This window comes from Roseateles violae (genome assembly GCF_030410485.1).
Lineage (GTDB): Bacteria > Pseudomonadota > Gammaproteobacteria > Burkholderiales > Burkholderiaceae_C > Roseateles_D > Roseateles_D violae.
Genome location: NZ_JAUHHC010000002.1, coordinates 855,151 through 867,006, shown reverse-complemented (window position 1 = coordinate 867,006; position 11,856 = coordinate 855,151). Strand labels below are relative to the sequence as shown.

The 11,856-nt window shown below is 68.3% G+C and carries 6 protein-coding genes and 1 tRNA gene; 2 read left to right on the top strand and 5 right to left on the bottom strand.

Annotated elements, in window-relative coordinates; translation table 11 throughout:
• The first annotated feature begins 7 nt into the window (after positions 1-7).
• The gene (locus QWJ38_RS09450; protein ID WP_290358988.1) at positions 8-925 is read left to right on the top strand and encodes an SPFH domain-containing protein; all 918 of its coding nucleotides are present in this window, start codon (positions 8-10) and stop codon (positions 923-925) included.
• Between the two features lie 31 nt (positions 926-956).
• Positions 957-1,047, top strand: a tRNA-Ser gene (locus tag QWJ38_RS09445).
• Positions 1,048-1,319: 272 nt separating this feature from the next.
• On the opposite strand, the gene QWJ38_RS09440 is transcribed toward QWJ38_RS09445, so the two are convergent.
• From QWJ38_RS09440 to QWJ38_RS09420, 5 genes are all read right to left on the bottom strand, one after another.
• A complete protein-coding gene (locus QWJ38_RS09440) occupies positions 1,320-2,093 on the bottom strand; it encodes a PRC-barrel domain-containing protein (protein ID WP_290358794.1) in 774 nt (257 codons plus the stop codon).
• A 36-nt stretch (positions 2,094-2,129) separates the two neighbouring features.
• Entirely contained in the window at positions 2,130-2,711 is a 582-nt protein-coding gene (locus QWJ38_RS09435) for a BPSL1445 family SYLF domain-containing lipoprotein (RefSeq protein ID WP_290358793.1), read from the bottom strand.
• 306 nt (positions 2,712-3,017) lie between these two features.
• On the bottom strand, positions 3,018-3,209 hold the full coding sequence (locus tag QWJ38_RS09430) for a hypothetical protein (RefSeq protein ID WP_290358792.1): 192 nt from the start codon (positions 3,207-3,209) through the stop codon (positions 3,018-3,020).
• Between the two features lie 78 nt (positions 3,210-3,287).
• Complete coding sequence (locus QWJ38_RS09425; RefSeq protein WP_290358791.1) at positions 3,288-5,501, bottom strand: response regulator; 2,214 nt, start codon at positions 5,499-5,501, stop codon at positions 3,288-3,290.
• Entirely contained in the window at positions 5,492-11,851 is a 6,360-nt protein-coding gene (locus tag QWJ38_RS09420; protein ID WP_341850491.1) for a HAMP domain-containing protein, read from the bottom strand. The genes QWJ38_RS09425 and QWJ38_RS09420 overlap by 10 nt, the downstream gene beginning before the upstream one ends.
• Between the last annotated feature and the right edge of the window lie 5 nt (positions 11,852-11,856).

The window sequence follows — 11,856 nt, the reverse complement described above, 5'->3', positions numbered from 1 at the left end:
AATGAGTATGGAATTCGCGCTGGTCCTGCTGGTCATCGCCGTCGTCTTCATCGTGCAGTCGATCAAGGTCGTGCCGCAGCAGCATGCCTGGGTCGTTGAGCGCCTGGGCAAGTACCACGGCACGCTGACGCCGGGCCTGAACTTCCTGGTGCCCTTCGTCGACCGCCTGGCCTACAAGCATTCGCTGAAGGAGATCCCGCTGGACGTGCCCAGCCAGATCTGCATCACCAAGGACAACACCCAGCTGACCGTCGACGGCATCCTCTATTTCCAGGTCACCGACCCGATGCGCGCCAGCTACGGCGCCAGCAACTATGTGGTCGCGATCACCCAGCTGGCGCAGACGACCTTGCGCTCGGTGATCGGCCGAATGGAGCTCGACCGCACCTTCGAGGAGCGCGAGGCGATCAACAGCTCGGTCGTGCAGGCGCTCGACGAGGCGGCGCTCAACTGGGGCGTCAAGGTCCTGCGCTACGAGATCAAGGACCTGACCCCGCCGCCGGCCATCCTGCACAGCATGCAGGCGCAAATCACCGCCGAGCGGGAGAAGCGCGCGCTGATCGCGGCCTCCGAAGGCCGCCGCCAGGAACAGATCAATATCGCCACCGGCGAGCGCGAAGCCGCGATCGCCCGCTCCGAAGGCCAGAAGCAGGCCGAGATCAACAAGGCCCAGGGCGAGGCCGCGGCGATTACCGCCGTCGCCGAGGCCACCGCCGACGCGATCCGCAAGATCGCCGCGGCGATCGAGCAGCCCGGCGGCGGCCAGGCGGTGCAGCTGAAGGTCGCCGAAAAGGCGGTCGACGCCTTTGCCCAGCTGGCACAGAAGAACAACACGATGATCGTGCCGGGCAATATGAGCGAGGTCGCCGGCCTGGTCGGCTCGGCCATGGCCTTGATGAAAAGCAAGGCGGTCCAGCCGGGCTAGCCGCAATCTGCGCTATGATGTAAGGCTCCACGGAGCGGTGGATGAGTGGTTTAAGTCGCACGCCTGGAAAGCGTGTGTGGGTTAATAGCCCACCGCGGGTTCGAATCCCGCCTGCTCCGCCAGAACGAATGAAAACGGGCCCTCGCGGCCCGTTTTTCATTGCGGCGGCGACAGGTAGGACTGCTCCGACGCCAGCACGGGTGAAAGTCGACATTGCGCGCCCTGCCCGGCTTGCCTAAGCTTGTCTCGTCGGATCCCAAGTGGACAGCTTTGATGCAGACTCCGCCGTCCGGAGCCGACAGGGCCCAGTCGCCGCATGGCGCTGGGCCTTTCTACTGGGCGGACGGAAACGATCAAGGGCGGCTGCGGCCGCGCTCGCTCGGCGTACGGATGCTCAGTCCCAGTAAGCGCGCCGCTCGAAGGCCTCGTGCAGGCGCTGTTCGTAGGCGCGGTCGATCACCATCGCCTCCTCGTACTCGGGGCTGGCCTTGACCTGCTCGCGGCTGAGCTTGACGCAGACGCGGCTCTGGCTCCAGTCGATGCTGTCGATCCAGTCGGTGGCGATCAGCACCTTCCTGCCGCCGGGCCACCAGTTGCGGGTGTCGACCAGCAGATAGCTGATCGCCCAGGACTCGTCGTCGAAGATGAAGTCCTTCACATGGCCGATGCTGCCGTCGCTGGCCTCGATGTCGTAGCCGCTGACATGCTCGCTGCTGCGCAGATGGACGTCCTCCGGCGCGACCGCTTCCTCTTCGCGCGGCGGGTGCCGCGGCTCCCCGGGCAGCGCGGCCTCCGGCGGCGGCAGGATGGGGTAGCCGCCCATGGCCCAGAGGTCGACGCCGCCCCAGTAGTCCGGATAGGCGTAATAGCCCGCGTAATCGCGCTCATGGCGGCGCGAGACCGGCTGGTGGGTGTCGATGTCGGGGCTCAGCCGCACCTGCTCGCGCGTCAGCCTGACCTCGATCGGCGCGCCGGCCGCGGCCAGCGGCTGGCGGATCGCATAGGGCGAGATCAGCACCTTGCGCTCGGACAGCCAGCCACCGGTGTCGACGACCAGGTAGCGGATCACCCAGCGCTCGTCGTCGAAGTAGAACTCCTTGACGCTGCCGATGGCGCCGTCGCTGGCCGCGATCGTCGCGCCGTTGATCCGCTCGACCCGGTTCAGCATGGCTTGTTGTCACTTCGCTGCGGCGCCGGTCGCGGCTCAGATGTCGAGCCGGCTGACCTTGGTGCCGTCGATGCTGAGGTTGGCCATCAGCCCGGCGTTGGACAACACATAGCCGACCACCGGCTGCTTGCCGGTCTGCGTGTCGACGCCGGCATCGGCGCCAACCTTGATCAGGGTCACCGAGGCGTCGACGCCGGCCGTCCAGCCCTTGCTGGCGCGGAACTTGTCGAAGGACTCCTGGTTCATGAACAGCACATACATCGCCTTCGAGTCGGCGCCGGCGATCAGGCCGACCGAGGCCGCCGTGGTGCTGTAGTAGCCCTCGCTGCGGCCGGCCACGCGCAGGGCGCCCTGACCGTAAGAGCCGCCGATGCCCAGGCCCGCCGAGACGACGCCGGGGAAGACCAGCACGCCGACCGACCGCGCCACCATCTCGCGCGAGCCCGGCACCTGGTTGTAGAGCTTGCTCAGCGCCGCATCGACCGCGGCATCGATGCTGGCGCGCTTGGAGGCCGGATCGGCCGGCGCATTCGGGCCGGTGGTGGTGCAGCCGCTCACGCCGAGCAGGGCGGCGCAGGCCAGGATCAGCAGATTGCGCTTGTTTCGTTCGATCATCATGCTCGCTCCTCTGTTGCAGACGCGGCCATCATCGACAGGCCGGCAGCGCGGCGGCGTGGGTGCAGCGCGCGCGCCGCTGTAGGACAAGGCCTGTCATCCGCCTTCTTGCAGGAATTCGCTGACAGGGCCATTCGGCATTGGCCGACCCGGGCCCGTGCTGCGGCCGGCGAAGATCGCTCGCGGTGGCTTGCACAACGCCTTGAAACGAGATCACGGAGCCGCTTGCGGAACTGTCAACTCTGCGGTGTCAGGAGAGCTGACGGCAAGCCACCGCCCTCCCTCTTTTGACCGAACACCGCCGTGCTCTCAGGCGCGCGGCTGCGGCGCCGAGCAGTCGGACAGCCACTCGCGCAACTCGGTCGCCAGGATGCGGTGGCCGTCGGCCTCGGCGCGGCGTATCAGCGCGTAGACATTGTCCTTGTTGACATGCTCGTGGCCGAGGCCCTTGCGCAGCTGCTGGTAGACCTCTTCGGTCGAGGGGGTCGGGGTTGTCCTCATCGTGTGCTCCTCGCGGCGGTGCGCCGCGCGGCGCCCCGAGCAATCGGCATTCCCGGCTGCCGGCCGCAGCCAGGCCGCTCAATCGTCCATCAGTTGCAAGGGCTGCGGCAAGCTGCGGTCGGCCAGCTGCCAGTCGGCGATCAGGCGGGCCAACCGTTCCGGATCGGCCGGCTTGACCATATGGGCGCCGAAGCCGGCCTGGCGCGCCTTCAGCCGGTCGGCCGCCTGACCATAGCCGGTCAGCGCGATCAGCAAGGAGTCCGCCGTCGCCGGCAGCGCGCGCAGCCGCCGCGCGACCTCGTAGCCGTCGATCTGCGGCAGGCCGATGTCCAGCACCACCACCTGGGGCGCGAACTCGGCCGCGCAGGCCTGCGCCTGCATGCCGTCCCCGACCGCGCGCACCTGGTGGCCGGTCAGCTCCAGATAGCTGGCGATGGTCTCGGCGATGTCCGGGTTGTCGTCGACCACCAGCACCCGGCAGGCCGCCGCGGCGACCGGCACCGGGGCCGGCGCGGCCGGCGCCTGCGTCGGCGGCAGCGCGGCCGGCCGGGCCTCCACCGTGGCCGGCAGCATCACGCGGAACTCGGCGCCCTGCCCGCTGCCGGCGCTGGCGGCGCTGACCCGGCCCTGGTGCAGCTCGACCAGGCGCTGCACCAGGGTCAGGCCGACGCCGAGGCCGCCCTGGTTGCGGTCCAGCGCGCGCTTGCCCTGCTCGAACAGATCGAACACATGCGGCAGCAGCTCCGCATCTATGCCCAGGCCGTTGTCGCGCACGATCAGCTGCGCCTCGCCGCCGACGACGCTCAGCAGCAGCTCGATGCGGCCGCCCTCCTCGGTGTACTTGGCCGCGTTGTGCAGCAGGTTGGCGACGACCTGCGCCAGGCGCGCGAAATCGCCCTGCAGCCAGACCGGCTGGGCCGGCAGGCTCAGCTGCAGCTCGTGCCGGCGCTTGTCGATCAGGTCGCGCACCGTCTCGACGCCCTGCGCGACGACGGCGCAGAGATCGACCGTCTCGACGCGCAGCGCGATCTTGCCCTGGCTGATGCGGGCGACGTCGAGCAGTTCGTCGACCAGCCGCGACAGCTGGCGCAGCTGCCGCTCGGTCACGTCGGTGGCCCAGGCGACGCGCGCATCGGCCTCCGGGGTCAGCCGGCGTATCACCTCGACCGCATTGCGGATCGGTGCCAGCGGATTGCGCAGCTCGTGCGAGAGCATCGCGAGGAACTCGTCCTTGCGCTGGTTCGCCTCCAGCAGCCGCGCCTGCGCCTGGCGCCGCTCGACGATCTCGATCTGCAGATTGCGGTACAGGCGCGCATTCTCGAAGGCCATCGCCGCCCGGTTGGCCAGCTCTTCCAGCAATGACCAGTCCAGCCCCGGCCGCGGCCGCGCGATCACCAGCGCGCCCAGCGGCAGATTGCCGCTGAGGATGGGCAGCACCGTGTGCGCGCCAACGGTGAAGCGCGCCGACAGCAGCGCCGCGGCCTGCGCATCGCCGCCGGCAAACTGCTCCAGCTCGCCCAGCACCGCCTGCACCAGCTCGGGCAGTTCGGCCATCTCCTGCTCGCCGAACTCGCGCGGCTCGCCCGGCTCGTCCAGCAGCGCCGGCGGCGGCTCGGCCGCCGTGCAGCACAGCAGGCGATCCGGCGGCTGCTCGTCGGCGAACAGGCGCAGGCCCGCCTGGCCGGCCATCTCCGGCACGACCAGCTCCAGCAGACGCCGCATGCCGACGTCGGCCTCTAGCGAGCCGGCCAGCATCCGCGTCGCATGCGAGAGGAAGTTCGAGCGCCGCGTGTTCTCCTCGGCCGCCCGCTGCGCCGCCTCGGCGGCGGCCAGCGCGATGCGCTCCAGCGCCTGCGCGCGCAGCCGGCGCTGGGTGATGTGCAGCTCGACGAAGACCTTGACCTTGCTGCGCAGCACCTCGGGCACGACCGGGGACAGGATGTAGTCGACCGCGCCCAGCGAATAGCCCTGCGCCGTCTGCAGCTCGTCGGCATAGGCGGTGACGAAGATGATGGGCGTGTGCGCCGAGCGCCGGTAGCTGCGGATCAGCCGCGCCGTCTCCAGCCCGTCCATGCCGGGCATATTGACGTCCAGCAGGATCACCGCGAACTCCTGGCGCAGCACCTCGCGCAGCGCGTCGCCGCCCGAGCGGACGACGACCAGGTGCTGCCCCAGCTCCTCCAGAATCGTCTCGATGACCAGCAGCTTCTCGGGCAGGTCGTCGACGATCAGGATGCTGGCCTTTTCATCGGCCGAGCCATCCAGTTCACCGAAGCCGCTGTTCAGCGGCACAGCCAGCCTCGCAGCACGGCCAGCAGGTGGGTCGGATCGACCGGCTTGGCCAGGTAGTCCCAGGCGCCGGCCTCGATGCATTTCTGCCGGTCGCCCTTCATCGCCTTGGCCGTCACCGCCACCATCGGCAGCTCGCGGCCGCGCGGCAGCTTGCGGATCTCGCGCATCGTCGCCATGCCGTCCATCTCCGGCATCATGATGTCCATCAGCACCACGTCGATCGCCGGGTCGCTCTGCACCAGGCGGATCGCTTCACGGCCGTTGTCGGCCGAGACGATCACCATGCCCTGGTCGTCAAGCACGGTCGCCAGGGCGAAGATATTGCGCACATCGTCGTCGACGATCAGCGCCTTGCGCCCCTCCAGCGCACGCTGCGCGCCGTGGGTCGCCTCGACCGCATGGCGCTCGCGCTCGCTCATCGTCGCCGGATTGCGGTGCAGGGCGAAGGCCAGCTGGGCGATCAGGCGGTCCAGCGAGCCGGCATGGCGCAGGGAGAAGCCCTGCGGCGTGCGGGCCCACAAGCCCTCGGTCGCGGCCTTGCCGTTGTGCGGGCCGAACAGCACCACCGGCAGCTGGCAGACGCCGTCGCGCCGCTCCAGCATCTCGCGCACATCCTCGGGGCCGATCAGTGCGGCCTGCTCGTCGACGACCAGCGCGTCGGCCTCGGCCAGCGCGGCGCGGGCGTCCTCGACCCGGTCGACGACCAGCGGCTCGATATCGCCGTCCAGCGCCGCCAGCAGCTCGCCGCGCAGGGGCGTGTCCGCCATGGCGACCAGCAGGCGCTTGGCCGGCTGGTCCAGATAGCGACACAGCTCGCCGATCGCACGGTCGACCGCGTCCTTGGACTGCAGCGGCTTGGCCAGGAAGCCGATCGCGCCGGCCTGCAGCGCCCGCTCGCGCGAATCGTCGGTCGAGACGACCACGACCGGGATATGGCGCGTCGTCAGATCGGTCTTCAGCCGGTCGAGGATGCGCCAGCCCTGCATATCGGGCAGGAAGATGTCCAGGGTCAGCAGCGAGGGGTGGTACTCGCGCGCCATCGTCAGCGCGGCGGCGCCGGTCGTGCTGACCAGACCCTTCAGCCCGGCCTGGCGCGCGACGTCGAGCAGCACGCGGGCAAAGGCCAGATCGTTCTCGACGATCAGCAGCACCCGGTCGCCGGCCGAGATCTCGTCGCGGTCATCCTCGGCCACATTGGCGAAGATGCCGGAGTCGCCGCTGTCGGCGCCATTGGCCTCGCCGGCCAGCGGCGCGGGCTGCGGCAAGGGCGCGCTGGCGCGGCGCGGCGCGGCCGGCGCGACCGTCCGCGCGACGCTGCCCTCGGACTGAGCCTCGGCCACCGGCATCGTCGGCCCCTGGCTGCGCGGATAGCGCGCGCTGCGCAAGGGGTTGTAGCTCTGCGGCAGATAGAGGGTGAAGGTGGAGCCGCTGCCGGGCGCGCTGACCAAGCGGATCTCGCCGCCCAGCAGGCGCGCCAGCTCGCGGCTGATCGCCAGGCCGAGGCCGGTGCCGCCGTACTTGCGCGAGGTCGAGCCATCGGCCTGCTGGAAGGCCTCGAAGATGATCTGCTGCTTGTCCGGCGAGATGCCGATGCCGGTGTCGGCAACGGCGAAGGCGATCACCTGGCTCGCATGGTTCAGCTCCTCGTTGTCGGGCGACCAGCCGCCCTCGGCCTGCGAGATCGAGAACGAAACCTCGCCCTGGTGGGTGAACTTGAAGGCATTGGACAGCAGGTTCTTGATGATCTGTTGCAGGCGCTTGACGTCGGTGACCATGCTCTTGGGCAGAGGCTGGCGCACCTCGACGTTGAAGTCCACATGCTTGGATTCGGCGAAATGGCGGAAGCCCCGCTCGACCGAGCGCTGCACATCGTCCAGGCGCAGCTCGGACACATCGACGGCCACGGTGCCGGATTCGATCTTGGACAGGTCCAGGATGTCGTTGATCAGCATCAGCAGGTCGTTGCCGGAGGCGTGGATGGTCTTGGCGAACTCGACCTGCTTGGGCTGCAGATTGCCCTGCGGGTTCTTGCAGAGTTGATCGGACAGGATCAAGAGCGAATTCAGCGGCGTGCGCAGCTCGTGCGACATATTGGCCAGGAACTCGCTCTTGTACTTCGACGTCAGCGCCAGCTGCTCGGCCTTTTCTTCAAGGGCTTGCCGCGCCTGTTCCACCTCGGTGTTCTTGCGCTCGACCTCCTGGTTCTGGTGCGCCAGCAGGCGCGCCTTTTCCTGCAGCTCCTCATTGGTCTGCTGCAGCTCCTGCTGGCGGTTCTGCAGCTCCTGGGCCAGCGACTGCGACTGCGAGAGCAGGTCCTCGGTGCGCATGCTGGCCTCGATCGTGTTGATCACGATGCCGATCGATTCGGTCAGCTGGTCGAGGAAGGCCTGGTGCGAAGGGCTGAAGCGCTCCAGCGAGGCCAGCTCCAGCACGCCGCGCAGCTGGCCCTCGAACACCACCGGCAGCACCAGCACGTCCAGCGCCGCGTTCTCCGACAGGCCGGAGGCGATGCGGAAGGCCGCGCTGGGCACGTTGGACAGCAGGATCTTTTCCTTGTCCAGCGCGCACTGGCCTACCAGGCCCTGGCCGAGATCGATCTCCTTGCCGTGCATGCCCTGCCCGCCCGAGGCATAGCTGGCGAAGAGCTTGAGCTTCGGGCAATCGCCGGCGACACCGGCGCCGCGCAGCACATAGAACTCCGCCTGCTGCGCGCCGACCACCGGCGCCAGCTCCGACAGGATCAGCTGGCCGACGGTGACCAGGTCCTTCTGGCCCTGCAGCATGCGGCTGAACTTGGCCAAGTTGGTCTTCAGCCAGTCCTGCTCGGTGTTCTTCTGCGTCGTGTCCTTCAGGTTGCGGATCATCTCGTTGATCGTGTCCTTCAAGGACGCGACCTCGCCCTGGGTCTCGACCGTGATCGAGCGGGTCAGGTCGCCCTGGGTCACGGCCGTCGCCACCTCGGCGATCGCGCGCACCTGGGTCGTCAGGTTCGCCGCCAGCTCGTTGACGTTCTCGGTCAGGCCCTTCCAGGTGCCGGAGGCGCCCGGCACCTTGGCCTGGCCGCCCAGCTTGCCCTCGACGCCGACCTCGCGCGCGACGGTCGTCACCTGGTCGGCAAAGATCGCCAAGGTGTCGGTCATCGAGTTGATGGTGTCGGCCAGGGCTGCGATCTCGCCCTTGGCCTCCACCGTCAGCTTCTGCTTCAGGTCGCCATTGGCCACCGCGGTCACCACCTTGGCGATGCCTCGCACCTGGCCGGTCAGATTGCCGGCCATGAAGTTGACGTTGTCGGTCAGGTCCTTCCAGGTGCCGGAGACGCCGCGCACCGTCGCCTGGCCGCCCAGCCGCCCCTCGGTGCCGACCTCGCGCGCGACCCGCGTCACCTCGGCCGCGAAGGAGGACAGCTGGTCCACCATGGTGTTGATGGTTGCCTTCAGCTCGAGGATCTCGCCCTTCACGTCCACCGTGATCTTCTTGCTGAGGTCACCGGCCGCCACCGCCTTGGTGACGTCGGCGATATTGCGCACCTGCGAGGTCAGGTTCGAGGCCATCAGGTTCACGCTGTCGGTCAGATCCTTCCAGGTGCCGGCCACCCCCTGCACATCGGCCTGGCCGCCCAGCTTGCCTTCGGTGCCCACTTCCCGCGCCACGCGGGTCACCTCGGCGGCGAAGCTGCGCAGCTGGTCCACCATCGTGTTGATCGTGTTCTTCAGCTCCGAGATCTCGCCCTTGACGTCGACGGTGATCTTCTTGGACAGGTCGCCGGCCGCGACGGCCGTCGTCACCTCGGCGATATTGCGCACCTGCGAGGTCAGATTGCCGGCCATGAAGTTGACCGACTCGGTCAGGTCCTTCCAGGTGCCGGCCACGCCTTGCACATCGGCCTGGCCACCCAGCTTGCCCTCGGTGCCGACCTCGCGCGCGACCCGGGTCACCTCGGCCGCGAAGGAGGACAGCTGATCGACCATGGTGTTGATCGTCGCCTTCAGCTCGAGGATCTCGCCCTTCACGTCCACCGTGATCTTCTTGCTCAGGTCGCCGGCCGCCACCGCCTTGGTCACGTCGGCGATATTGCGCACCTGCGAGGTCAGGTTGCCGGCCATGAAGTTGACCGACTCGGTCAGATCCTTCCAGGTGCCGGCCACGCCCTGCACATCGGCCTGGCCGCCCAGCTTGCCCTCGGTGCCGACCTCGCGCGCCACGCGGGTCACCTCGGCCGCGAACGAGCGCAGCTGGTCGACCATCGTGTTGATCGTGTTCTTCAGCTCGGAGATCTCGCCCTTGACGTCGACGGTGATCTTCTTGGACAGGTCGCCGGCCGCGACGGCGGTCGTCACCTCGGCGATATTGCGCACCTGCGAGGTCAGATTGCCGGCCATGAAGTTGACCGACTCGGTCAGATCCTTCCAGGTGCCGGCCACGCCCTGCACATCGGCCTGGCCACCCAGCTTGCCCTCGGTGCCGACCTCGCGCGCGACCCGCGTCACCTCGGCCGCAAACGAGCGCAGCTGATCGACCATGGTGTTGATCGTCGCCTTCAGCTCGAGGATCTCGCCCTTGACGTCGACGGTGATCTTCTTCGACAGATCGCCGGCCGCCACCGCCTTCGTGACGTCGGCGATATTGCGGACCTGCGAGGTCAGATTGCCGGCCATCGAGTTGACCGAATCGGTCAGATCCTTCCAGGTGCCGGACACGCCGCGCACCTCGGCCTGGCCGCCCAGCCGCCCCTCGGTGCCGACCTCGCGCGCGACCCGGGTCACCTCGGCCGCGAAGGAGGACAGCTGATCGACCATGGTGTTGATCGTCGCCTTCAGCTCGAGGATCTCGCCCTTGACGTCGACGGTGATCTTCTTCGACAGGTCGCCGGCTGCGACGGCCTTGGTCACATCGGCGATATTGCGCACCTGCGAGGTCAGGTTCGAGGCCATCGAGTTGACCGAGTCGGTCAGGTCCTTCCAGGTGCCGGCCACACCCTGCACCTCGGCCTGGCCGCCGAGCTTGCCCTCGGTACCGACCTCGCGCGCGACGCGGGTCACCTCGGCCGCAAACGAGCGCAGCTGGTCGACCATGGTGTTGATCGTGTTCTTCAGCTCCGAGATCTCGCCCTTGACGTCGACGGTGATCTTCTTCGAGAGGTCGCCGGCCGCCACGGCCGTCGTCACCTCCGCAATGTTCCGCACCTGCGAGGTCAGATTGCCGGCCATGAAGTTGACCGACTCGGTGAGGTCCTTCCAGGTGCCGGCCACGCCCTGCACGTCGGCCTGGCCGCCCAGCTTGCCTTCCGTACCGACTTCACGCGCCACCCGCGTCACCTCGGCGGCGAACGAGCGCAGCTGGTCCACCATGGTGTTGACGGTGTTCTTCAGCTCGAGGATCTCGCCCTTGACGTCGACGGTGATCTTTTTCGACAGGTCGCCGGCCGCGACGGCCTTGGTCACGTCGGCAATGTTCCGGACCTGCGAGGTCAGATTGCCGGCCATCGAGTTGACCGAATCGGTCAGATCCTTCCAGGTGCCGGACACACCCTCCACCCGCGCCTGGCCGCCCAGCGAGCCCTCGGTGCCGACCTCGCGCGCCACCCGCGTCACCTCGGAGGCGAAGCTGCGCAGCTGGTCCACCATCGTGTTGATGGTGTTCTTCAGGGTCAGGAACTCGCCCTTGACGTCGACGTCGATCTTCTTCGACAGGTCGCCCTGGGCGACGGCGGTGGTCACGTCGGCGATATTGCGCACCTGGTCGGTCAGGTTGCCGGCCATCGAGTTGACCGAGTCGGTCAGGTCCTTCCAGGTGCCGGCCACGCCCTTGACCTTGGCCTGGCCACCGAGCTTGCCCTCGGTGCCGACCTCGCGCGCCACCCGCGTCACCTCGGCCGAGAAATTGCCGAGCTGCTCGACCATCTTGTTGATCGTCTTGGCCGTGCGCAGGAACTCGCCCTCCAGCGGCCGGCTCTCGACCTCCAGCGCCATGCTCTTGGTCAGGTCACCCTGGGCCACCGCGCCGATCACCCGCGCGACCTCGGAGGTCGGGTGGACCAGATCGTCGATCAGCGCATTGATGCAGTCGATCGAATCGCCCCAGAAGCCGCGCCGCTCGCTCAGCGAGGCGCGCTGCTTCAGCTTGCCCTCCTTGCCGACGACCTTGCGCAGCCTTGAGAGCTCCTCGGCCATCTCGGCGTTCTGCTCGACCACCTCGTTGAACACATCCGCCACCTTGCCGGCCACGCCGGTCCAGTGCAGCGGCAGCCTGGCGCTGGCATCGCCGCGGCGCAGCGCATTCAGCGCGTTCAACAAGGTGTTCAGCTGCTCGCTGGCAGCGGTCGAGGCAATAGCGTCGTCTAGAACTTTCATGCGGC